At 67.6% G+C, this 25,245-nt stretch carries 10 protein-coding genes, 1 tRNA gene and 3 rRNA genes; 13 read left to right on the top strand and 1 reads right to left on the bottom strand.

Annotation, left to right across the window (positions count from 1 at the left end):
- Positions 1–31 precede the first annotated feature (31 nt).
- The 6 genes from OG711_RS10765 to OG711_RS10740 all read left to right on the top strand — a co-directional run bounded on the left by OG711_RS10765 (position 32) and on the right by OG711_RS10740 (position 8,473).
- Entirely contained in the window at positions 32–1,717 is a 1,686-nt protein-coding gene (locus OG711_RS10765; protein ID WP_073793404.1) for a ribonuclease J, read from the top strand.
- 514 nt (positions 1,718–2,231) lie between these two features.
- Positions 2,232–3,759: ribosomal RNA gene (locus OG711_RS10760) — 16S ribosomal RNA — on the top strand.
- 324 nt (positions 3,760–4,083) lie between these two features.
- Positions 4,084–7,205: ribosomal RNA gene (locus OG711_RS10755) — 23S ribosomal RNA — on the top strand.
- Positions 7,206–7,320: 115 nt separating this feature from the next.
- Positions 7,321–7,437: ribosomal RNA gene (gene rrf, locus OG711_RS10750) — 5S ribosomal RNA — on the top strand.
- Together the 16S, 23S and 5S rRNA genes form the textbook arrangement of a ribosomal RNA operon.
- A 102-nt stretch (positions 7,438–7,539) precedes the next feature.
- Positions 7,540–8,274, top strand: a complete 735-nt coding sequence (locus OG711_RS10745; protein ID WP_329559141.1) for a DegT/DnrJ/EryC1/StrS family aminotransferase — start codon at positions 7,540–7,542, stop codon at positions 8,272–8,274.
- Positions 8,275–8,400: 126 nt separating this feature from the next.
- Positions 8,401–8,473 (top strand) — tRNA-Thr (locus OG711_RS10740).
- Between the two features lie 64 nt (positions 8,474–8,537).
- Here the strand turns inward: OG711_RS10740 and OG711_RS10735 are convergent.
- Positions 8,538–11,237 (bottom strand): SpoIIE family protein phosphatase, encoded by a 2,700-nt coding sequence (locus OG711_RS10735; RefSeq protein WP_329559140.1) that lies wholly within the window; start codon positions 11,235–11,237, stop codon positions 8,538–8,540.
- Between the two features lie 262 nt (positions 11,238–11,499).
- Here OG711_RS10735 and OG711_RS10730 point away from each other — a divergent pair, with 262 nt between their 5' ends.
- From OG711_RS10730 to OG711_RS10700, 7 genes are all read left to right on the top strand, one after another.
- Positions 11,500–17,040, top strand: a complete 5,541-nt coding sequence (locus tag OG711_RS10730; protein WP_329559139.1) for a HAMP domain-containing protein — start codon at positions 11,500–11,502, stop codon at positions 17,038–17,040.
- A 241-nt stretch (positions 17,041–17,281) separates the two neighbouring features.
- Positions 17,282–17,962 (top strand): response regulator, encoded by a 681-nt coding sequence (locus OG711_RS10725; RefSeq protein WP_073789294.1) that lies wholly within the window; start codon positions 17,282–17,284, stop codon positions 17,960–17,962.
- Positions 17,963–18,214: 252 nt separating this feature from the next.
- The gene (locus tag OG711_RS10720) at positions 18,215–20,953 is read left to right on the top strand and encodes a DNA translocase FtsK (RefSeq protein WP_329559138.1); all 2,739 of its coding nucleotides are present in this window, start codon (positions 18,215–18,217) and stop codon (positions 20,951–20,953) included.
- Positions 20,954–21,379: 426 nt separating this feature from the next.
- Positions 21,380–22,234 (top strand): helix-turn-helix domain-containing protein, encoded by an 855-nt coding sequence (locus tag OG711_RS10715; protein WP_073789300.1) that lies wholly within the window; start codon positions 21,380–21,382, stop codon positions 22,232–22,234.
- Positions 22,235–22,463: 229 nt separating this feature from the next.
- Positions 22,464–23,990 carry a 30S ribosomal protein S12 methylthiotransferase RimO gene (rimO, locus tag OG711_RS10710; RefSeq protein WP_073789302.1) on the top strand — a complete coding sequence of 509 codons (1,527 nt, stop codon included), beginning with the start codon at positions 22,464–22,466 and terminating at the stop codon, positions 23,988–23,990.
- Positions 23,987–24,679 (top strand): CDP-diacylglycerol--glycerol-3-phosphate 3-phosphatidyltransferase, encoded by a 693-nt coding sequence (gene pgsA / locus OG711_RS10705; RefSeq protein ID WP_073789305.1) that lies wholly within the window; start codon positions 23,987–23,989, stop codon positions 24,677–24,679. The genes rimO and pgsA overlap by 4 nt, the downstream gene beginning before the upstream one ends.
- Positions 24,676–25,200 carry a CinA family protein gene (locus OG711_RS10700; protein WP_073789307.1) on the top strand — a complete coding sequence of 175 codons (525 nt, stop codon included), beginning with the start codon at positions 24,676–24,678 and terminating at the stop codon, positions 25,198–25,200. Before pgsA ends, OG711_RS10700 begins: the two co-directional genes overlap by 4 nt.
- The last annotated feature ends 45 nt before the right edge of the window (positions 25,201–25,245 follow it).

The following is a 25,245-nucleotide window of genomic DNA, read 5'->3' as shown; positions in this document are numbered from 1 at the left end:
GGTACGTGGCGTGCGTGGTGAGGAGAGTCTTTTGAGTCATCCGCATCCTGAACTCGGTGCCCCGCCCAAGCTGCCCAAGGGCGGCCTGAGAGTCACCCCGCTCGGCGGTCTCGGTGAGATCGGCCGCAACATGACGGTCTTCGAATACGGCGGCCGTCTGCTGATCGTCGACTGCGGGGTGCTCTTCCCGGAGGAGGAGCAGCCTGGGATCGACCTGATCCTTCCGGACTTCTCGTCCATCCGGGACCGCCTCGACGACATCGAGGGCATCGTCCTGACCCATGGCCACGAGGACCACATCGGCGGTGTCCCCTTCCTCCTGCGGGAGAAGCCGGACATCCCGCTGATCGGCTCCAAGCTGACCCTCGCCCTGATCGAGGCCAAGCTCCAGGAGCACCGCATCCGTCCGTACACCCTGGAGGTGACGGAGGGCAACCGCGAGCGCATCGGCCCCTTCGACTGCGAGTTCATCGCCGTCAACCACTCCATCCCGGACGCGCTCGCGGTCGCCATCCGCACCCCGGCCGGCATGGTCGTGCACACCGGCGACTTCAAGATGGACCAGCTCCCGCTGGACCACCGCCTCACCGATCTGCACGCCTTCGCCCGGCTGAGCGAGGAGGGCATCGACCTCCTCCTCTCCGACTCGACCAATGCCGAGGTGCCGGGATTCGTCCCGCCCGAGCGGGAGATCTCCAACGTCCTGCGCACGGTCTTCGCGGGCGCCCGCAAGCGGATCATCGTGGCGAGCTTCGCCAGCCACGTCCACCGCATCCAGCAGATCCTCGACGCCGCCCATGAGCACGGCCGCCGGGTCGCCTTCGTCGGCCGCTCGATGGTCCGCAACATGGGCATCGCCCGTGATCTCGGCTACCTCAAGGTCCCCCCGGGCCTGGTCGTGGACGTCAAGACCCTCGACGACCTCCCGGACCACCAGGTCGTACTGGTCTGTACGGGGTCCCAGGGCGAGCCGATGGCCGCGCTGTCCCGGATGGCCAACCGCGACCACCAGATCCGGATCGTCCAGGGCGACACCGTGATCCTCGCGTCGTCCCTCATCCCGGGCAACGAGAACGCGGTCTACCGCGTGATCAACGGCCTGACCCGCTGGGGCGCCAACGTCATCCACAAGGGCAACGCGAAGGTGCACGTCTCCGGCCACGCCTCGGCCGGCGAGCTGCTGTACTTCTACAACATCTGCAAGCCGCGCAACCTGATGCCGGTCCACGGCGAATGGCGCCATCTGCGGGCCAACGCCGAGCTGGGCGCCCTCACCGGCGTCCCGCACGACCGCATCGTGATCGCGGAGGACGGTGTCGTCGTCGACCTGGTCGAGGGCAAGGCGAAGATCGTCGGCAAGGTCCAGGCCGGCTATGTCTATGTGGACGGCCTCTCCGTCGGTGACGTGGGCGAGCCCGCGCTCAAGGACCGCAAGATCCTCGGCGACGAGGGCATCATCTCCGTCTTCGTCGTGATCGACTCCAGTACCGGGAAGATCACCGCGGGCCCGCATGTCCAGGCCCGGGGTTCCGGTATCGAGGACGCCGCGTTCAGTGAGGTCCTTCCGAGGGTCGTCGAGGTCCTGGAGCGCTCCGCCCAGGACGGCGTGGTCGAGCCGCACCAGCTCCAGCAGCTGATCCGCCGGACCCTCGGCAAGTGGGTCTCGGACAACTACCGGCGCCGCCCGATGATCCTGCCGGTCGTGGTCGAGGTCTGACCTGACACAGCGCCAACCTGGGGCGGGGCACCTCGATTTGCGTCGGGGCGCCCCGCCCCAGTATGTTTACGGCTCCGCCTGAGGGGGAACCCCGAGCGCCCAGTGCGCGAGGAAGCCTCCCGGAGCAGACGGAAATTCTGACTCAGAATCTTCTGATAAAGTCGGAACCGCCGGAAAGGAAAAGCGCGGAAGCGGTTTTCCCGGAAAGCACCGAGGAAATCGGATACGGAAACGGTCTGATAGAGTCGGGAACACCGAAGGGAAGCGCCCGGAGGAAAGCCTGAGCCGAATGGCTGGGGTGAGTACGAAGGAAGCGTCCGTTCCTTGAGAACTCAACAGCGTGCCAAAAGTCAACGCCAGATATGTTGATTACCCCGTTCCTTGCCGGATTTGTTTCCGGTGGGGGCGAGGTTCCTTTGAAATACAACACAGCGAGGATGCTGTGGACGAGTTCGGGACTATTCCTCCCGGCTTGTTCCGCTCCCGTGGTGGTTGACCCGATTACGGGTACACATTCACGGAGAGTTTGATCCTGGCTCAGGACGAACGCTGGCGGCGTGCTTAACACATGCAAGTCGAACGATGAACCACTTCGGTGGGGATTAGTGGCGAACGGGTGAGTAACACGTGGGCAATCTGCCCTGCACTCTGGGACAAGCCCTGGAAACGGGGTCTAATACCGGATACGACCTGCCCTCGCATGGGGGTGGGTGGAAAGCTCCGGCGGTGCAGGATGAGCCCGCGGCCTATCAGCTTGTTGGTGAGGTAGTGGCTCACCAAGGCGACGACGGGTAGCCGGCCTGAGAGGGCGACCGGCCACACTGGGACTGAGACACGGCCCAGACTCCTACGGGAGGCAGCAGTGGGGAATATTGCACAATGGGCGAAAGCCTGATGCAGCGACGCCGCGTGAGGGATGACGGCCTTCGGGTTGTAAACCTCTTTCAGCAGGGAAGAAGCGAAAGTGACGGTACCTGCAGAAGAAGCGCCGGCTAACTACGTGCCAGCAGCCGCGGTAATACGTAGGGCGCGAGCGTTGTCCGGAATTATTGGGCGTAAAGAGCTCGTAGGCGGCTTGTCACGTCGATTGTGAAAGCCCGGGGCTTAACCCCGGGTCTGCAGGCGATACGGGCAGGCTAGAGTTCGGTAGGGGAGATCGGAATTCCTGGTGTAGCGGTGAAATGCGCAGATATCAGGAGGAACACCGGTGGCGAAGGCGGATCTCTGGGCCGATACTGACGCTGAGGAGCGAAAGCGTGGGGAGCGAACAGGATTAGATACCCTGGTAGTCCACGCCGTAAACGGTGGGCACTAGGTGTGGGCAACATTCCACGTTGTCCGTGCCGCAGCTAACGCATTAAGTGCCCCGCCTGGGGAGTACGGCCGCAAGGCTAAAACTCAAAGGAATTGACGGGGGCCCGCACAAGCGGCGGAGCATGTGGCTTAATTCGACGCAACGCGAAGAACCTTACCAAGGCTTGACATACACCGGAAAGCATCAGAGATGGTGCCCCCCTTGTGGTCGGTGTACAGGTGGTGCATGGCTGTCGTCAGCTCGTGTCGTGAGATGTTGGGTTAAGTCCCGCAACGAGCGCAACCCTTGTCCCGTGTTGCCAGCAACGGTTTCGGCCGGTTGGGGACTCACGGGAGACCGCCGGGGTCAACTCGGAGGAAGGTGGGGACGACGTCAAGTCATCATGCCCCTTATGTCTTGGGCTGCACACGTGCTACAATGGCCGGTACAATGAGCTGCGATACCGCGAGGTGGAGCGAATCTCAAAAAGCCGGTCTCAGTTCGGATTGGGGTCTGCAACTCGACCCCATGAAGTCGGAGTCGCTAGTAATCGCAGATCAGCATTGCTGCGGTGAATACGTTCCCGGGCCTTGTACACACCGCCCGTCACGTCATGAAAGTCGGTAACACCCGAAGCCGGTGGCCCAACCCCCTTGTGGGGAGGGAGCTGTCGAAGGTGGGACTGGCGATTAGGACGAAGTCGTAACAAGGTAGCCGTACCGGAAGGTGCGGCTGGATCACCTCCTTTCTAAGGAGCACTTCTCGGCTGCCAGGTTCTGCCTGGTGGTCCAGAGGCCAGTTCATCGGCGAATGTCCGGTGCTGGTTGCTCATGGGTGGAACGTTGACTATTCGGTCCGGTTTCCGGGTCGGAGGCTTGCGAGTACTGTCCTTCGGGGCGTGGAAAGCATGATCTCCGGGCGGGGTCGGGTCGGGCGCGCTGTTGGGTGTCTGAGGGCACGGCCGTACTGGCTTGTGTCTTCGGTTGCCGGCCCCGGTGAAAGTCTGCTTCGGCGGGCTGTGACGGGTGGTTGGTCGTTGTTTGAGAACTGCACAGTGGACGCGAGCATCTGTGGCCAAGTTTTTAAGGGCGCACGGTGGATGCCTTGGTACCAGGAACCGATGAAGGACGTGGGAGGCCACGATAGTCCCCGGGGAGCCGTCAACCAGGCTTTGATCCGGGGGTTTCCGAATGGGGAAACCCGGCAGTCGTCATGGGCTGTCACCCATGCCTGAACACATAGGGCATGTGGAGGGAACGCGGGGAAGTGAAACATCTCAGTACCCGCAGGAAGAGAAAACAACCGTGATTCCGGGAGTAGTGGCGAGCGAAACCGGATGAGGCTAAACCCTGTATGTGTGAGACCCGGCAGGGGTTGCATGCAGGGGGTTGTGGGATCTCTTTGGATCGGTCTGCCGGCCGGTCGGCGAGTGATAAACCGTTGGTGTAGGCGAAGGGCATGCGAAAGGCCCGGCGTAGAGGGTAAGACCCCCGTAGCTGAAACGTCAACGGCTCGTTGGAAGAGACACCCAAGTAGCACGGGGCCCGAGAAATCCCGTGTGAATCTGGCGGGACCACCCGCTAAGCCTAAATATTCCCTGGTGACCGATAGCGGATAGTACCGTGAGGGAATGGTGAAAAGTACCCCGGGAGGGGAGTGAAATAGTACCTGAAACCGTGTGCCTACAAGCCGTGGGAGCGTCGGACATCAGCTTGCTGATGTCTCGTGACTGCGTGCCTTTTGAAGAATGAGCCTGCGAGTTTGCGGTGTGTTGCGAGGTTAACCCGTGTGGGGAAGCCGTAGCGAAAGCGAGTCCGAACAGGGCGATATAGTAGCGCGCTCAAGACCCGAAGCGGAGTGATCTAGCCATGGGCAGGTTGAAGCGGCTGTAAGAGGTCGTGGAGGACCGAACCCACCAGGGTTGAAAACCTGGGGGATGACCTGTGGTTAGGGGTGAAAGGCCAATCAAACTCCGTGATAGCTGGTTCTCCCCGAAATGCATTTAGGTGCAGCGTCGTGTGTTTCTTGCCGGAGGTAGAGCACTGGATAGGCGATGGGCCCTACCGGGTTACTGACCTTAGCCAAACTCCGAATGCCGGTAAGTGAGAGCGCGGCAGTGAGACTGTGGGGGATAAGCTCCATGGTCGAGAGGGAAACAGCCCAGAGCATCGACTAAGGCCCCTAAGCGTACGCTAAGTGGGAAAGGATGTGGAGTCGCACAGACAACCAGGAGGTTGGCTTAGAAGCAGCCACCCTTGAAAGAGTGCGTAATAGCTCACTGGTCTAGTGATTCCGCGCCGACAATGTAGCGGGGCTCAAGCGTACCGCCGAAGTCGTGTCATTGCAGCATGAGGGCCAACGCCCGCTGTGATGGGTAGGGGAGCGTCGTGTGCCGGGTGAAGCCGCGCCGTAAGGCAGTGGTGGACGGTTCACGAGTGAGAATGCAGGCATGAGTAGCGATACACACGTGGGAAACGTGTGCGCCGATTGACTAAGGGTTCCTGGGTCAAGCTGATCTGCCCAGGGTAAGTCGGGACCTAAGGCGAGGCCGACAGGCGTAGTCGATGGATAACCGGTTGATATTCCGGTACCCGCTGTGAAGCGTCAAACATCGAATCAGGCGATGCTAAGCCCGTGAAGCCGTTCCGGACCCTTCGGGGAAAGGAAAGTGGTGGAGCCGGTGACCCGGACTTGTAGTAGGTGAGTGATGGGGTGACGCAGGAAGGTAGTCCATCCCGGGCGGTGGTTGTCCCGGGGTAAGGGTGTAGGCCGAGTGGTAGGTAAATCCGCCGCTCATCAAGGCTGAGACCTGATGCCGAGCCGATTGTGGTGAAGTGGATGATCCTATGCTGTCGAGAAAAGCCTCTAGCGAGTTTCATGGCGGCCCGTACCCTAAACCGACTCAGGTGGTCAGGTAGAGAATACCGAGGCGTTCGGGTGAACTATGGTTAAGGAACTCGGCAAAATGCCCCCGTAACTTCGGGAGAAGGGGGGCCATTTCTGGTGATAGCACTTGCTGCTTGAGCTGGGGGTGGCCGCAGAGACCAGCGAGAAGCGACTGTTTACTAAAAACACAGGTCCGTGCGAAGCCGTAAGGCGATGTATACGGACTGACGCCTGCCCGGTGCTGGAACGTTAAGGGGACCGGTTAGCTCACTTTCGGGTGGGCGAGGCTGAGAACTTAAGCGCCAGTAAACGGCGGTGGTAACTATAACCATCCTAAGGTAGCGAAATTCCTTGTCGGGTAAGTTCCGACCTGCACGAATGGCGTAACGACTTCTCGACTGTCTCAACCATAGGCCCGGTGAAATTGCACTACGAGTAAAGATGCTCGTTTCGCGCAGCAGGACGGAAAGACCCCGGGACCTTTACTATAGTTTGATATTGGTGTTCGGTTCGGCTTGTGTAGGATAGGTGGGAGACTTTGAAGCGGCCACGCCAGTGGTTGTGGAGTCGCTGTTGAAATACCACTCTGGTCGTGCTGGATGTCTAACCTGGGTCCGTGATCCGGATCAGGGACAGTGTCTGATGGGTAGTTTAACTGGGGCGGTTGCCTCCTAAAGAGTAACGGAGGCGCCCAAAGGTTCCCTCAGCCTGGTTGGTAATCAGGTGTTGAGTGTAAGTGCACAAGGGAGCTTGACTGTGAGACCGACGGGTCGAGCAGGGACGAAAGTCGGGACTAGTGATCCGGCGGTGGCTTGTGGAAGCGCCGTCGCTCAACGGATAAAAGGTACCCCGGGGATAACAGGCTGATCTTCCCCAAGAGTCCATATCGACGGGATGGTTTGGCACCTCGATGTCGGCTCGTCGCATCCTGGGGCTGGAGTCGGTCCCAAGGGTTGGGCTGTTCGCCCATTAAAGCGGTACGCGAGCTGGGTTTAGAACGTCGTGAGACAGTTCGGTCCCTATCCGCTGCGCGCGCAGGAGTCTTGAGAAGGGCTGTCCCTAGTACGAGAGGACCGGGACGGACGAACCTCTGGTGTGCCAGTTGTCCTGCCAAGGGCATGGCTGGTTGGCTACGTTCGGGAGGGATAACCGCTGAAAGCATCTAAGCGGGAAGCCTGCTTCGAGATGAGGACTCCCACCCACTTGATGGGGTAAGGCTCCCAGTAGACGACTGGGTTGATAGGCCAGATATGGAAGCCGGGTGACCGGTGGAGTTGACTGGTACTAATAGGCCGAGGGCTTGTCCTCAGTTGCTCGCGTCCACTGTGTTGGTTCTGAAACCACGAACAACCAACACCCCCCTGCCCCGACCAGCAATGGTTGTGTGGGCCGGTGGGGGTGTGCGGGGTGTGTTTCGTAGTGTTTCGGTGGTCATAGCGTGAGGGAAACGCCCGGTTACATTCCGAACCCGGAAGCTAAGCCTTACAGCGCCGATGGTACTGCAGGGGGGACCCTGTGGGAGAGTAGGACACCGCCGAACTAACTTTATAGAAGGAGCAGGTACCGGATCTTATGATCCGGTACCTGCTCCTTTTTTGTTTGCTTCATCCGCCGTTCATATCGTGGCGTGAGCATCATCGGCATGGGGACAGTCGCAATACTGCGTGCCGCCGGGATCGGACCGGGGGACGAGGTCGTCGTACCGTCGTTCGGGGACATCGGGTTGGCCGGCGCGGTGGTCGCCGTGGGGGCGGCACCCGTGTTCGCGGACATCGACCCGTCGTCGTACTGCCTCGACGCCGATTCCATGGCCGCCATGGTGAGTCCACGTACGGTCGCCGTCGTCGCCGTGCATCGTTTCGGGCGGCCCGCCGACCTCGGCCGGCTCCGGCAACTGGGGCGACGGCACGGGCTGCTGGTACTGGAGGAGGACGACGAAGACACCACGCCGGATGCCTTGGGCGTCGGTGAGCTGGACGAACTGGAACAGGTGCGGCTGCGGCGGGCGCGTGCCGCGTACTTCGACTCCCGGCTGCGTGGGGTACGTACCCCGCCGTACGGCGACGGGCATACGTACCGGAGCTATGTCGTCCGGGTGCCGGGGAACGGCCGGCCCGACCGGGACGCGTTCGCCAGGGCGCTGCGGGCCCGGGGCGTCGAGTGCGCCGTGCCGGTGCGGACGCCCGTGCACCGGATGCCGGGCTTTCGGCGCGGGGTGCTGCTGCCGGAGACGGAACGGGCCGCCGCGGAGACGCTGGCGCTGCCCATGGCCGCGTCCCTGACGCGGCGCCAGGTCCGGCGCGTCGTCGCCGCGTGCAACGCGCTCGGCGGACCGCTCCGGGCCGAGCCGGGATTCCGGATGGCCGCCGCTTTCTGAACCCTCCCGCTTTCCGGACACCCGCGGGAACCGGGCCGACGGTCGGGCGGCCGGTGGTGCCGAACACCCCCGCGTTCGGGGTATGATCTATTCCGTTGCCAAGCGGGAAACACCGCGAAGCGACAGGCCCCTATAGCTCAGTCGGTAGAGCGTCTCCATGGTAAGGAGAAGGTCAACGGTTCGATTCCGTTTGGGGGCTCAGCGCAAAAGGAAGGCCCCGGCCGATCGGCCGGGGCCTTTTGTGTGCCCCGGAGGGCCCGGCCTCAGATCTGGAGGCCGGGGACCCGCATCACGAGGATCGCCATGTCGTCCGAGGGGGCCGCGGTGGCGAAGCGGTCCACCGCCCGCATCACCCTGGCGGCGACCGCGCCGGCCGTGAGACCCGTGGACGACGCGAGCACCTCCGCCAGACCGTCGTCGCCCAGCATGCGGCTGCCCTCACGGCGTTCGGTGACGCCGTCCGTGACGCACAGCAGGACATCCCCCGGGTCGAGGGTCACCGTCTGCTCGTACAGCTCCAGGTCGTCCATGACGCCCAGCAGCGGCTGGGGTTCGGCGGCGGCCTCGACCGTGCCGTCCTGGCGGAGCCGCAGCGGGAGCGGGTGGCCCGCGCAGACCACCTTCAGTACGGCGCTGCCGTCCTCCTGCGGCCACAGCTCGCCGTACAGGAGCGTGAGGAAGCGGCTGCGGGCGCCCTCGTCGAGGATCGCGGCGTTCAGCCGCTCCAGGACCGCCGGGCCGCTGAAGCCCTCCCGGGCGAGCAGCCGCAGCGCGTGCCGGGCCAGACCCGTCACCGCGGCGGCCTCCGGGCCGGTGCCGCAGACATCGCCGATGGCGAAGCCGTAGGCGCCGTCACGGATCGGGAAGAGGTCGTAGAAGTCGCCGCCGACCTCGTTGCCCTCGCCCGCTGCGCGGTAGATGACCTCCACCTCGACGCCCGGGATCTCGGGCGTCTGCGGGGGCAGCAGACTGCGCTGGAGCGACTGGCTGATCGCCGTGCGCTCCGAGTACAGCCGGGCGTTGTCGAGGGCGAGGGCCGCTCGGCGGGACAGGTCCTCGGCCAGCTCCAGGATCTCCTGGCGGAAGTGGTCGTCGGCCGGACGGCCGAGGGTCAGCATGCCGATGACCCGGTTGCGGGCCACCAGGGGCAGCACCACGGTCTCGCCGCCGACCGACGAGGCGGTGTTGTGGACGGACATCGACTCGGGGTCGAAGCTGCGCCGGGAGGTGCCCCGCGCGGCCTCCTGCGCGGCGCGGGCGGGAGCCGTCCACACCCGGGCGCCCGGGGTCGGTACCGGGTCGGGCGGGGCGATCCTGGACAGCAGCTCCTTGAGCCCGTCGATGCGGTCCTCGTCCTCGTGCAGGACGTACGACAGGAACGGGTCGGAGGCCTGGTCGGCGATCGTGTAGACCGCGCACCAGGTGGCCAGGGTCGGGACGGTCATCTGGGCCATCAGGGCGAGCGTCTGGTCACGGTCCAGGGTGCCCGCGAGCAGGTCGGACGCCTCGACCAGGAAGCTCAGCGAGCCGCGGCGGAGCCGTTCCAGCTCACCGAGTCGGGCCGACTCGACGGCGAGGGCGATCCGGTCGGCGGCGAACTGGAGGCGCAGGGCCTCCTCGTTGGAGTAGCGGTCGGGGGACTCGGCGGCGACCCCGAGGGAGCCCGTGAGGCGTCCTTCGACCTTCAGCGGGACGGTGACGACCGAGCGCATGCCCGTGCCGATGAGCAGCGGAACGGCGCCCGGGACGACCGACAGGTCCTCGTGGACGGCGGGCATCCGGGCGGAGCCGTACCGGCCGGGGCCCGCCTCGACGGGGACCCGGGCGAAGCGCTGACGGGCCGAGGGCAGTCCGGTGGACGCGCGGACCTCCAGCTCCGTCTCGTCGTCGGTGGCGAGCAGCAGGAACGCGGCGTCGGCGTCGAGCATGTCCCGGGCGCGTTCGACGGTGCGCTGGAGCAGTCCGTCGAGGTCGTCGGGGGCGGGGGAGCCGATGAACACCTCGAACGGATCGGCGGGTCCGCTGTCCGGGAGGGCTCCGGTGTCCGCCGCGGGGAGCCGTAGGGGTGTCTGGATGACGGCGCGTTCGTGGTCGCGGACGAGCAGACAGACCGTCGAGGGTTCGCCGTCGGTGTCGCGTACCCGCAGATGCGAGGCGTAGACGGGGACGACCCGGCCCGCCGCGTTGCGGATGCCGTAGCTGCCCTCCCAGCGGGAGAGCTGGAGGGCCTCGGCGATGCCGGTGCTGGTGCCGGGGGTGTGGGGCCAGGCGGCGAGGTCGGTGAGCGGTTTGCCGATGACCTGGTCGGGCCGGTGGCCGAAGAGTTCCCCGGCGTCCTCGTTCCAGGCGGAGACCGTGGCGGCGCCGTCGATCTGGATGACGGCGACCCTGACCCGGCCGTCGGTGACGGGGAGCAGGGCCACGGGCAGGCTGGGGCCCGCGCTGCGGGTGCCGACGGGCCGGTCGGGCAGCTCCATCAGGAACCAGACGCGCTTGTGGGAGGGGCTGTACTCGACGCCCCAGCGTCCGGCGAGGGCCGCGCAGAGCTGGAGGCCGCGGCCGCTCTCCCGGTCGGGGCTGCCCATGTCGCCGGGGGAGTGCTGGAGCGGGATCTCGCGTTCCGGATAGCGGTCGGCGACCTCGATCCGCACGGTGTCGCCGGAGCGCAGGCACAGCACCTCGGCGGACGTACCTGCGTGGATGACGGCGTTGGTGACGAGTTCGCTGGTGAGGACGACGGCGTCGTCGATGATGTCGGCGAAGCCCCAGCCCTGGAGCGTGTCCCGGACGAAGGAACGGGCCGTTGCCACGGATCTGCCCGCGGGTGGGAAAGTGGCGGCCGCGCGCGCGGTGATCACAGAACTCCTTGTCCGGGATTCGACGTGCTGTGCTCCCGGGCCGGCGTCACGCCGGGTCCGGGGTTCCGGGGGTTGCCCCCCGGGCAGTTGCAGTCCGGTGGTCATGCTGGGGCCGCGCCTCCGATGCCCGCTCGTACTTCTGCCACCTTCCTGGCCGGGCGGGCCGGGACGGGTGGACAGCCGCATGCCAGGTTACTTACCTTCGCGGTCCGTGCGGATGCCACCCGTCAGTGATTCCACCCCCAGGGTGTGGCGGCGGTGTGCGAAGCTGCCGAACTGTTATGGCCTGGTTCCTTCGGGGTGAAACACTGGGCAGGCTTCAGAGGACGGTCCGAGGCACGAGGTCGACCCTTCAGGGAGGGACACGGTGGAGTCTGGCGCGGCAGCGCGGGGCACGAGCGCGCGAGGCAAGGGCGGACAGTCCGTGAAACGGGCACGCCCCGCGCGTAAGGGGACGACCCCCGTGGAGACGGCTGAGCTGCACCGTCTGCTGGCGGCACTGGAGTCGATGCGGGACGGCAACTTCCGCAAGCGGCTGCCGGTGGCCGGTGACGACGTACTCGCGGAGATCGCGACCGTCTTCAACGAGGTCGCGGACCGCAATCTGCATCTCACGGGTGAGCTGGCACGGGTGCGGCGGATGGTCGGCCGTGAGGGAAAGATCACGGAGCGGCTGGACACGGGCCCCTGCGAGGGGTCCTGGGCCGCCGCGATCAACGCGTCGAACGCGCTGGTCGACGATCTCGTACGGCCGGTGTCCGAGGTGGGCCGGGTGCTGTCCGCGGTGGCGGAGGGCGATCTGGAGCAGCGGATGGAGCTGCGTCCGCACGGGGCGAACGGCGCCGGGCTGCCGCTGCGTGGTGAGTTCCTGAAGGTCGGCCGGACGGTCAACAACCTGGTCGACCAGCTCTCGACGTTCACCGACGAGGTCACCCGGGTGGCCAGCGAGGTCGGTACGGAGGGCAAGCTGGGCGGTCAGGCCCGGGTGCGGGGGATGTCCGGTTCGTGGAAGGACCTCACGGACTCCGTCAACACGATGGCGTTCCGGCTGACGGCGCAGGTGCGGGACATCGCGCTGGTGACGACGGCGGTGGCCAAGGGCGATCTGTCGCGCAAGGTGACCGTCCATGTCGACGGCGAGATGCTGGAGCTCAAGAACACCGTCAACACGATGGTGGACCAGCTGTCGTCGTTCTCGTCCGAGGTGACGCGGGTCGCGCGTGAGGTCGGTACCGAGGGTGAACTGGGCGGCCAGGCCAAGGTGCCGGGTGTCGCGGGCGTGTGGAAGGACCTGACCGACTCCGTCAACCTGATGGCGGGCAATCTCACCGCGCAGGTGCGGGGCATCGCGCAGGTGACGACGGCGGTGGCCAACGGTGATCTGTCGCAGAAGGTGACGGTCAGCGCGCGCGGCGAGGTCGCGCAGCTCGCCGAGACGATCAACCAGATGACCGAGACGCTGCGGACGTTCGCGGACGAGGTCACCCGGGTGGCGAACGAGGTCGGTGCCGAGGGCCGGCTGGGCGGTCAGGCGCAGGTGCCGGGCGCGGCGGGTACCTGGAAGGACCTCACGGACTCCGTCAACACGGTGTTCCGCAATCTCACCACGCAGGTGCGGGACATCGCGGCGGTGACGACGGCGGTCGCGAACGGTGATCTGTCGCAGAAGGTCACCGTGGATGTCGCGGGCGAGATGCTGGAGCTGAAGAACACCGTCAACACGATGGTGGACCAGCTCTCCGGCTTCGGCGCCGAGGTGACGCGGGTGGCCCGCGAGGTCGGGGTGGAGGGTGAACTGGGCGGCCAGGCCCATGTGCAGGGTGCCGCGGGTACCTGGAAGGACCTCACGGACTCCGTCAACACGGCGTTCCGCAACCTGACCGGTCAGGTCCGCAACATCGCGCAGGTCACCACGGCGGTCGCGAACGGTGATCTGTCGCAGAAGGTCACCGTCGATGTGTCCGGCGAGATGCTCCAGCTGAAGAACACCGTCAACACGATGGTCGATCAGCTGTCGAGCTTCGCGGACCAGGTCACGCGGATGGCGCGGGACGTGGGTACGGAGGGGCGGCTCGGCGGCCAGGCGCGGGTGGACGGCGTCAGCGGTACGTGGAAGGAGCTGACGGACTCCGTCAACTTCATGGCCGGGAACCTGACGTCGCAGGTGCGGCAGATCGCGCAGGTGACCACGGCGGTCGCGCGTGGTGATCTGTCGCAGAAGATCGACGTGGACGCGCGCGGGGAGATCCTGGAGCTGAAGAACACCATCAACACGATGGTGGACCAGCTGTCCGCGTTCGCGGACCAGGTGACCCGGGTCGCCCGGGACGTGGGGACCGAGGGCAGGCTGGGCGGTCAGGCGCAGGTGCCGGGTGTCGCCGGGGTGTGGCGCGACCTCACGGACTCCGTGAACGGGATGGCGTCGAATCTGACGGGTCAGGTCCGCAACATCGCGCAGGTCGCCACGGCGGTCGCGCGTGGTGATCTGTCGCAGAAGATCGACGTGGACGCGCGCGGCGAGATCCAGGAGCTGAAGAACACCCTCAACACGATGGTGGACCAGCTCTCGAACTTCGCGGAGCAGGTCACCAGGGTCGCGCGTGAGGTCGGTACGGAGGGCATCCTCGGCGGTCAGGCCGAGGTGCAGGGGGTGTCCGGTACGTGGAAGGACCTCACCCAGTCCGTCAACTTCATGGCGAACAATCTGACGATCCAGGTGCGCAGCATCGCGGAGGTGACGACGGCGGTCGCCCGGGGTGATCTGTCGAAGAAGATCACGGTCGACGCCAAGGGCGAGATCCTGGAGCTCGTCACCACCGTCAACACGATGGTGGACCAGCTGTCGAACTTCGCGGAGCAGGTCACCAGGGTGGCCCGTGAGGTGGGTACCGAGGGCAATCTCGGCGGTCAGGCGCGGGTGCCCGGGGTGACGGGCATCTGGAAGGACCTCAGCGACAACGTCAACCTGATGGCCAACAACCTGACCAGTCAGGTGCGGAACATCTCGCAGGTGTCGGCGGCCGTCGCCAACGGCGATCTCACCAAGAAGGTCACCGTGGAGGCGCGCGGCGAGGTCGCGCAGCTCGCGGACACCGTCAACACGATGGTGACGACCCTGTCGTCGTTCGCGGACGAGGTGACCCGGGTGGCCCGTGAGGTGGGCACCGACGGCATCCTGGGCGGTCAGGCGCGGGTGCCGGGGGTGTCGGGCACCTGGAAGGACCTGACCGAGTCCGTGAACTCGATGGCGTCGAATCTGACGGGTCAGGTCCGCAACATCGCGATGGTCACCACGGCGATCGCCAAGGGCGATCTGACCAAGAAGATCGACATCGACGCGCGCGGGGAGATCCTCGAACTCAAGACGACCATCAACACGATGGTCGACCAGCTGTCGTCGTTCGCCGAGGAGGTGACCCGGGTCGCCCGTGAGGTGGGCACCGAGGGGCAGCTCGGCGGTCAGGCGCGGGTGCGTGACGTGGACGGGACCTGGCGGGACCTCACCGAGTCGGTGAACGAGATGGCCGGGAACCTGACCCGTCAGGTGCGGGCCATCGCGGCGGTCGCCACGGCGGTGACCCGCGGTGATCTGAATCTGAAGATCGACGTGGACGCGGCGGGCGAGATCCAGGTCCTCCAGGACAACATCAACACGATGATCGCGAACCTGCGGGACACGACCATCGCGAACAACGAGCAGGACTGGCTGAAGGGCAATCTGGCCCGGATCTCCGGTCTGATGCAGGGCCGCCGCGACCTGGACGACGTGGCCGGGCTGATCATGAGCGAGCTGACGCCGGTGGTGTCCGCGCAGCACGGGGCGTTCTTCCTGGCGATGCCCATCGACGACGGCCAGGACATCGGCTCGGCGCAGGACGATGCCTACGAGCTGCGGATGCAGGGTTCGTACGGCTACTCGATGGGGTCCATGCCGACGTCGTTCCTGCCGGGCGAGACGCTGATCGGGACGGCGGCCAAGGAGAAGCGCACGATCCTGGTGGAGAACGTCCCGCCGGGGTATCTGAAGATCTCCTCGGGGCTCGGTGAGGCGCCGCCCGCGCATGTCATCGTGCTGCCGGTGCTGTTCGAGGGAACGGTTCTGGGGGTGATCGAGCTGGCGTCGTTCCAGCCGTTCACCCAGATCCAGAAGGACTTCCTCAACCAGATCGCCGAGATGATCGCCACGAGCGTCAACACGATCAGCGTCAACACCAAGACGGAGGTCCTGCTCCGGCAGTCGCAGGAGCTGACCGAGCAACTGCGGGAGCGCTCCGCCGAGTTGGAGAACCGGCAGAAGGCGCTCCAGGTCTCCAACATGGAGCTGGAGGAGAAGGCCGAGCTCCTCGCCCAGCAGAACCGGGACATCGAGGTGAAGAACACCGAGATCGAGGAGGCCCGGCAGGTCCTGGAGGAGCGCGCCGAGCAGCTCGCGGTGTCGATGCGCTACAAGTCCGAGTTCCTCGCGAACATGTCCCATGAGCTGCGGACCCCGCTGAACTCGCTGCTGATCCTCGCGAAGCTGCTCGCGGACAACGCGGACGCCAATCTCACGCCGAAGCAGGTCGAGTTCGCGGAAACCATCCACGGCGCCGGTTCCGATCTGCTCCAGCTCATCAACGACATCCTCGACCTGTCGAAGGTCGAGGCGGGCAAGATGGACGTGTCCCCGACCCGGATCGCGCTCGTCCAGCTCGTCGACTACGTGGAGGCCACGTTCCGGCCGCTCACCGCGGAGAAGGGTCTCGACTTCTCGGTGCGGGTGTCGCCGGAGCTGCCGGCCACCTTGCACACCGATGAGCAGCGGCTGCTCCAGGTGCTGCGCAACCTGCTGTCGAACGCGGTCAAGTTCACCGACTCGGGCGCGGTCGAACTGGTCATCAGGACGGCCGGGTCGGACGTTCCGGTCGCGATCCGCGAGCAGCTCCTGGAGGCGGGTTCGCTGGGTGACGCGGACGCCGATCTGATCGCGTTCTCCGTCGCGGACACCGGGATCGGGATCGCCGCGGGCAAGATGCGGGTCATCTTCGAGGCGTTCAAGCAGGCGGACGGGACGACCAGCCGCAAGTACGGTGGTACGGGTCTCGGTCTGTCGATCAGCCGGGAGATCGCGCGGCTGCTGGGCGGGGAGATCCACGCGGCGAGCGAGCCCGGCCGCGGGTCGACGTTCACGCTGTATCTGCCGCTGCACCCGAGCGGGCTGCCGCCGCACGGGTACACGCAGATCGCGCCCGCGATCGAACCGGGTTCCGCGCTGCCCGAGTTGGAGGCGCCCTCGGTGCTGACGGGGACCCCGCCGGAGGTGCGTTCGTACCGGGACACCCAGAACGGTCCCGCCGCGAACTTCCGCCGCCGGCGCAGGGCCGCGGTGCCCACGCCGGGGCTGCGGCAGCCCGCCCCGCCCTCGGGCCGGCCGGGGGCGGCGCCGGGCGGTCGGTTCCCGGAGCTGGGCCGTGCCTCGGGCGGCCGGGACGACACCGGACAGGACAACGGGCAGGAGCAGCAGCTGGCTTCCGCGGTACGGAGCTTCGGCTTCGACGGCGAGAAGGTGCTGATCGTCGACGACGACATCCGCAACGTCTTCGCGCTGACCAGCGTCCTCGAACAGCACGGTCTGTCGGTGCTGTACGCGGAGAACGGCCGGGAGGGCATCGAGGTCCTGGAGCAGCACGACGATGTGACGCTGGTGCTGATGGACATCATGATGCCGGAGATGGACGGCTACGCCACGACGACGGCGATCCGCCGGATGCCGCAGTTCGCCGGACTGCCCATCATCGCGCTGACGGCGAAGGCCATGAAGGGCGACCGGGAGAAGGCCATCGAGTCGGGGGCGTCCGACTATGTGACCAAGCCGGTCGATCCCGACTATCTTCTGACCGTGATGGAGCGGTGGATGCGTGAGGAGTGAACCGCGGGCGCGGTTCCCCGGAATCGTCGGCTGACTCCGGCCGATCCCGTGTAGAAGTGCGGGATTCGGGGAACCTTCTGGACCCCCGCGGCGTTTTTGCTATGTGCACAGTGACATCGCGGTGACAGGGTGTGGCGACAGGTGGGGTGCGGCTACGATGACCGGCACAAGAACGGACGGCGCTACAGAGTCGTCCTCAGGGGCGGCGCCCGGCGCACTGCCGGGACGAGGAGGGCGGGCCATGGTGCAGAAGGCCAAGATCCTCCTGGTCGATGACCGGCCGGAGAATCTGCTGGCGCTGGAGGCCATTCTCTCCGCGCTCGATCAGACACTGGTGCGGGCATCGTCCGGGGAGGAAGCGCTCAAAGCACTGCTCACGGACGACTTCGCGGTCATCCTGCTGGACGTACAGATGCCGGGGATGGACGGCTTCGAGACCGCCGCGCACATCAAGCGGCGGGAGCGGACGAGGGACATCCCGATCATCTTCCTGACCGCGATCAACCACGGCCCGCACCACACCTTCCGGGGTTACGCGGCCGGTGCCGTGGACTACATCTCCAAGCCGTTCGATCCCTGGGTGCTGCGCGCCAAGGTGTCGGTCTTCGTGGAGCTGTACATGAAGAACTGCCAACTGCGGGAGCAGGCGGCCCTGCTGAGGCTTCAGCTGGAGGGCGGCGCCCGCGCGGGGGACGGCGGCAAGGAGCCAGCGGGTCTCCTCGCGGAGCTGTCCGCGCGGCTGGCGGCGGTCGAGGAGCAGGCGGAAGCGCTGTCGAAGCAGCTCGACGACGACTCGGCGGACGCCGCCGCGGTGGCGACGGCCGCTCATCTGGAGCGCAAGCTCACCGGTCTGCGCCGCGCCCTTGACGCGCTGGAGCCCGGTACGGGCAGCGGCGCGGCCGCGCTTCCCTCGCAGAACTGAACACCGGCCGCCGAGGAAACCGGGCGGGCCCGTCCTGAAGTCGGGCGGGTCCTTTTGGTGTGTGTGGTCGGGTCTTTCGGTAGGAGGCCCCCGGGGCCGCCTCGGGTGCGTGCGTGCTCCACGGCCGGGTGAGCGGGCGTCAGGAGCCATGGATGGGGAGGCGTCAGTTCCTGTCCTCCGTGACAGCGACACGAACGGGTGAAGCCGTGGGCACGGGTGTCCCCTGTGTCCCGCACCGGTAACCTCACCTCCATGGCCCCACGTCAGCCCGCAGCCAAGAAGCCGCCCGCCAAGAAGGCGACCGCGCCGGCCAAGGCTCCGGCGAGGAAGGCCGCGGCCCGCAAGCCGCCCCCGGGGAAGGCCCCGGCCAGGAAGGCCCCCGCCAGGAAGTCCGCGCCCAAGCCCCCGCCGAAACCGGCGCCCAGTCCGACCGGCGGCCTCTACCGGCTCGTCCGCGCGCTGTGGCTCGGCACCGCCCACGCGGTGGGCGCGATGTTCCGCGGGATAGGGCGTGGCGCCAAGGGCCTCGACCCCGCCCACCGCAAGGACGGACTGGCGCTGCTGCTGCTCGGGCTGTCCCTGATCGTCGCCGCGGGGACCTGGTCGAATCTGCGGGGCCCGGTCGGCGACCTGGTCGAGATGCTCGTCACGGGCGCCTTCGGCCGCCTCGACCTGCTCGTCCCGATACTGCTGGCCGTGATCGCCGCCCGCCTCATCCGGCACCCCGAGCGGCCCGAGGCCAACGGACGGATCGTCATCGGTCTGTCCGCGCTGGTCATCGGCGTCCTCGGCCAGGTGCACATCGCCTGCGGCGCACCCGCCCGCAGCGACGGTATGCAGGACATACGGGACGCGGGCGGCCTCATCGGCTGGGGCGCGGCGACCCCGCTGACGTACACGGTCACCGCGGTCCTCGCGGTGCCGCTGCTGGTACTGCTCACGGTCTTCGGGGTGCTCGTCGTCACCGCGACGCCCGTCAAGGCCGTTCCCGAGCGGCTGCGGTCGCTCGGGGTCCGGCTCGGGCTCGTGCAGCCCGGCCCCGACGACCTCTCCGACGGGTACGACGGCTACGGCGAGGACGACTCCCGCTACGACGACCAGTGGCGCGAAGCGCTGCCCGCGCGCCCCGGACGGCGCTCCGCGCCCCCGGAGGCGTACGACCCGGGGCAGGACGAGGACGAGGCGCCCGTCCGGCGCCGCAAGCCGCGCAAGGGCCCCGCACGGCCCGCCGGGGACCGGCCGCTGGACGCGGTCGACGTGGCCGCCGCCGCTGCCGCCGCCCTCGACGGGGCCGTCATGCACGGAATGCCGCCCTCGCCGCTCGTCGCGGACCTCACCCAGGGCGTGGGCGTCGAACGCGATCCCGAGCCGACGCCGTCCGTGCCGCCCGCGCGCGTGAAGGGCGCCCGGATCGACGAACCGCGCGGCACGTCCGCCGTACCGGACCTCACCAAGTCGGCGCCCGAGAAGCACCGGGAGCTGCCCCCGCGCGCGGAGCAGCTCCAGCTCTCCGGCGACATCACGTACTCGCTGCCGTCCCTGGACCTGCTGGAGCGCGGCGGTCCCGGCAAGTCGCGCAGCGCCGCGAACGATGTCGTGGTCGCCTCGCTCACCAATGTGTTCATGGAGTTCAAGGTGGACGCCGCGGTCACCGGGTTCACCCGGGGGCCCACGGTGACGCGCTACGAGGTCGAGCTGGGACCGGCCGTGAAGGTCGAGCGGATCACCGCGCTGACCAAGAACATCGCGTACGCCGTCGCCAGCCCCGATGTCCGCATCATCAGCCCCATCCCCGGCAAGTCCGCCGTCGGTATCGAGATCCCGAACACCGACCGCGAGATGGTCAACCTGGGGGATGTGCTGCGGCTCGCGGACGCGGCCGAGGACGATCACCCGATGCTCGTCGCGCTCGGCAAGGACGTCGAGGGCGGCTACGTCATGGCCAACATGGCGAAGATGCCGCACATCCTCGTCGCCGGTGCCACCGGTTCCGGCAAGTCGTCCTGCATCAACTGTCTGATCACCTCGATCATGGTGCGGGCGACACCGGAGGACGTCCGGATGGTGCTGGTCGACCCCAAGCGGGTCGAGCTGACGGCCTACGAGGGCATCCCGCACCTGATCACCCCGATCATCACCAACCCCAAGCGGGCCGCCGAGGCGCTCCAGTGGGTGGTCCGCGAGATGGACCTGCGGTACGACGACCTCGCCGCGTTCGGCTTCCGCCACATCGACGACTTCAACGCGGCCGTCCGCAGCGGCAAGACCAAGGCGCCGCCGGGCAGCGAGCGCGAGCTGAAGCCCTATCCGTATCTGCTCGTCATCGTGGACGAGCTGGCCGATCTGATGATGGTCGCCCCGCGGGACGTCGAGGACTCCATCGTGCGGATCACCCAGCTCGCGCGCGCGGCCGGAATCCATCTGGTGCTCGCGACCCAGCGGCCCTCCGTGGACGTGGTCACCGGGCTCATCAAGGCCAACGTGCCCTCCCGGCTCGCCTTCGCCACGTCCTCGCTGGCCGACAGCCGGGTGATCCTCGACCAGCCGGGCGCCGAGAAGCTCATCGGCAAGGGCGACGGGCTCTTCCTGCCGATGGGCGCCAACAAGCCCACCCGGATGCAGGGCGCCTTCGTGACGGAGGCCGAGGTCGCGCTGGTGGTCCAGCACTGCAAGGACCAGATGGCGCCGGTGTTCCGGGACGACGTCACCGTCGGCAGCAAGCAGAAGAAGGAGATCGACGAGGACATCGGCGACGACCTCGACCTGCTGTGCCAGGCCGCCGAACTGGTCGTCTCCACCCAGTTCGGGTCCACGTCGATGCTCCAGCGCAAGCTCCGCGTCGGCTTCGCGAAGGCCGGGCGTCTCATGGACCTGATGGAATCGCGCGCCATCGTCGGCCCCAGCGAGGGCTCCAAGGCACGTGACGTTCTGGTGAAGGCCGATGAGCTGGACGGAGTGCTCGCCGTCATCCGGGGGGAGACGCAGAACTAGGACCGGTCGTCGCGACGGAGTACGCGCGTCGGGCGCCCACGGTGCACACGCCCGGTGCTCACGCTGTACGCGCGGTCCCGGCGGTGTCCGCGCGCCGTGCTCGCCGTGCTCGCGCCGGGGTGTGCGCCGGGCCCGCGGAAGGGTCCGGTCCGCCGGGCGTGCACCGGCCTGTACGACGGGTCCGCCGGGCGGTCGTGGCACCACACGTCCGCCCGGGTCAATCCGGCATCACTCGTTCGGGAATCCAGGGCAACCGTTTCCCGGTCGCGTTCGTCAAGTTGAGGGAAGGGACAACCATCCGCCACCACATCCGGGAAACCGGCCATTCCGATGGCGTACAAAGTCGTACCGCCCGGTTGCCCCACCCTTTCGTAACCCCCCTAGACTGAACCTCCAGCAGGTGGCTCACGCTCGAAAGGCGCCCCCGTGTCCATCGGCAAATCCCCTGAAGACGACCACCCGACCGAGGACACCGGTCCCGCCGGTGCCCCGGCGGACGACGGCCCCACGATCGGACGCGTCCTTCAGCAGGCGCGTATCGAGGCCGGGCTGACCGTTGACGAGGTCAGTGCCGCCACCCGGGTGCGCATCCCGATCATCCACGCGATCGAGCAGGACGACTTCAGCCGCTGCGGCGGCGACGTCTACGCGCGCGGGCACATCAGGACCCTCGCGCGAGCGGTGCGTGTCGACCCGGCGCCCCTGCTGGAGCGGTACGCCACGGAGTACGGCGGCCGTCCCGCGCCGACCCCCGCCGCACCCCTGTTCGAGGCCGAGCGCATCCGGCCCGAGCGGCGCCGCCCCAACTGGACCGCCGCCATGGTCGCGGCGATCGTCGCCGTGATCGGTTTCGTCGGCTTCACCGCGTTCAACGGCGGCGACGACGGCGCGGGCTCGCCCACCGCCGGCGGCTCCGCACCCGCGGCCAGCAAGCCCGCGGCCAAGCCGAGCACCGGTGCGTCGCGGCCCGCCGACCCCAAGCCCGACCCGTCCGACAGCGCGATCGCCGCCGCCCCGCAGGACAAGGTCACCGTCAAGGTGAGCGCGCCCGACGGACGCAGCTGGATCTCGGTCAAGGACCAGAACGGCCGCACCCTCTTCGACGGTCCGCTCGAACAGGGCGACGCCAAGTCGTTCGAGGACAAGCAGCGCATCGACCTCGTCCTCGGCAACGCCGGAGCCATCGACCTCGCCGTCAACGGCAAGGCCGTCGAGGACGATTTCCAGCCCGGCCAGGTCGAGCGCCTGACCTACACCAAGGGCGACCCGGCGGCGGGCTGACCCCACCGGGCGCCGCCTCCGGCGGCGGCCTCCCGCACCCCGTCGGCGCAGTACAGCAGGACAGCGGGACAGCGACACGGCAGCGCACAGCACGGCGGCACAGCAGGACAGCGGCACGACGTACGGCGGACCCCGGGTCGAGGGGTCCGCCGTACGTCGTGCGGGAGCCCCGAAGCGCCGCCCGAGGCGCGGGCGAGGGGTGTCACCGGGACGAAGTAGTCTTGAGCCCATGCCCGAACGCCGCACCGTCGCTCTCGTCACTCTTGGCTGCGCCCGTAACGAGGTGGACTCGGAGGAGCTGGCAGGCCGCTTGGAGGCGGACGGCTGGCAGCTCGTCGAGGACGCCGAACAAGCGGATGTCGCCGTCGTCAACACCTGCGGATTCGTCGACGCCGCCAAGAAGGACTCCGTCGACGCCCTCCTGGAGGCCAACGACCTCAAGGGACACGGGAGAACGCAGGCCGTCGTCGCGGTCGGCTGCATGGCGGAGCGGTACGGCAAGGACCTCGCCGAAGCGCTCCCCGAGGCCGACGGCATCCTCGGCTTCGACGACTACGCGGACATCTCCGACCGCCTCCAGACCATCCTCAACGGCGGCGTCCACGCCTCCCACACCCCGCGTGACCGCCGCAAGCTGCTGCCCATCAGCCCCGCCGAGCGCCAGCGCGCGGGAGCCGGGGTCGCCCTGCCGGGCCACGCGCCGGTGGACACCCCCGCCCCCCTCGACCTGCCCGCCGGGCTCGCCCCCGCGTCCGGTCCCCGGGCACCGCTGCGCCGCCGGCTCGGGAGCTCGCCCGTCGCGTCCGTGAAGCTGGCCTCCGGCTGCGACCGGCGCTGCACCTTCTGCGCCATCCCGTCCTTCCGGGGCTCCTTCATCTCCCGGCGCCCCTCCGACGTCCTCGGGGAGACCCGCTGGCTCGCCGAGCAGGGCGTCAAGGAGGTCATGCTGGTATCCGAGAACAACACCTCGTACGGCAAGGACCTCGGCGACATCCGTCTCCTGGAGACCCTGCTGCCCGAGCTGGCCGCCGTCGACGGCATCGAGCGGGTCCGGGTGAGCTACCTCCAGCCCGCCGAGATGCGCCCCGGCCTGATCGACGTGCTGACCTCCACCGAGAAGATCGCCCCCTACTTCGACCTGTCGTTCCAGCACTCGGCGCCCGCCGTGCTGCGGGCGATGCGCCGCTTCGGGGACACCGACCGCTTCCTCGGACTGCTCGACCAGATCCGCGCCAAGGCGCCCGAGGCCGGTGTCCGGTCCAACTTCATCGTGGGGTTCCCCGGCGAGACCGAGGACGACCTGGCCGAGCTGGAACGCTTCCTCACCCACGCCCGCCTCGACGCCATCGGTGTGTTCGGCTACTCCGACGAGGACGGCACCGAAGCTGCCACCTACGAGAACAAGCTCGACCCTGACATCGTCGCCGAGCGTCTCGCGCGCGTGGCACGCCTCGCCGACGAGCTGACCGCGCAGCGCGCCGACGAGAGGCACGGCGAGACACTGGAGGTACTCGTCGAGTCCCTCGGCTCCGCCGCCACGCCCGGTGACGACCTGGACGCCGACGAGCCCGCGCTCGGGCGCGGCGCGCACCAGGCGCCGGAGACCGACGGACAGGTCCGGTTCGTGAGCGCCGCCGGGCTCACCGTGGGCCGTATGGTCAGGGCGAGGGTGGTGGGCACCGAGGGCGTCGACCTCCTGGCGGAGGTCATGGAGCTGACCACGAGCGGCGTAGGCACCGAGGAGGCGGCCAGATGACCGGAGTCCCGGCATCCGCGGCGGGCGGTCCCGGCAGGCCGGCGCCCGGCGGCAAGCTGGGCGCCGCAGCGGTCAACCAGGCCAGCCTGTGGAACATCGCCAACATCCTCACCATGATCCGGCTGCTGCTGGTGCCCGGCTTCGTGGCCCTGATGCTGGCCGGCGGCGGCTACGACCCGGCGTGGCGTTCGCTCGCCTGGGCCGCGTTCGCCGTCGCCATGATCACGGACCTGTTCGACGGTCATCTGGCGCGGGCGTACAACCTGGTCACCGACTTCGGCAAGATCGCCGACCCCATCGCCGACAAGGCGATCATGGGCGCGGCGCTCATCTGTCTGTCCTCGCTCGGGGATCTGCCCTGGTGGGTGACCGGGGTGATCCTCGGCCGTGAGCTGGGCATCACCCTGCTGCGGTTCGTCGTGATCCGTTACGGGGTCATCCCGGCCAGCCGGGGCGGCAAGCTGAAGACCCTCGCCCAGGGCACCGCCGTCGGGATGTACGTCCTGGCGCTGACCGGGCCGCTCGCCACCCTGCGGTTCTGGGTGATGGCGGTGGCGGTCGTCCTGACCGTCGTCACCGGTCTCGACTACATCAAGCAGGCCGTCGTGCTGCGCAGGCAGGGCATCGCCGAGCGGCGCGCGCTCGCCGCCACCGCGGTGGCCGCCGCGGACCGTGAGGCCGAGCGGTGAGTCAGGAGGCCGCCGAGGTGCTGCGGCTGCTGCGCGCGCGGGGGGAGACCCTCGCCGTCGCGGAGTCGCTCACCGGCGGTCTGGTCGCGGCGGGTATCACCGACGTACCCGGCGCGTCCGCTTCCTTCCGCGGCGCGGTGACGGCGTACGCGACCCCGCTCAAGGAGCGACTGCTCGGGGTGGACGGCGATCTGCTCGCGGTCCGCGGGGCCGTCGACGCCGAAGTGGCGCTCCAGATGGCGGCCGGCGTCCGTACCGCCCTCGGTGCCGACTGGGGGGCGGCCACCACCGGGGTCGCCGGACCCGAACCGCAGGACGGCCGACCGGTCGGCACGGTGTACGTCGCCGTGCGCGGGCCACAGGACGGCGGCAAAGTGGTCGCATTGCGGTTGAAAGGCGATCGGACGGAAATCCGTAGGGAGAGTGTACGCAGCGTGCTCGCTCTCCTACAGGATCGGCTGTCCGGTGAACAGGCGGGGAATGAGCGGGCACAGGATACGGAAGAGAACGGGGGGACTTGATGTTTGCAGCCCTGAGTGAACACGACATCGCTCCCCGCACGGCCG

It is taken from the genome of Streptomyces uncialis, assembly GCF_036250755.1.
GTDB lineage: Bacteria > Actinomycetota > Actinomycetes > Streptomycetales > Streptomycetaceae > Streptomyces > Streptomyces uncialis.
This window is presented reverse-complemented; position numbering and strand designations above follow the sequence as displayed.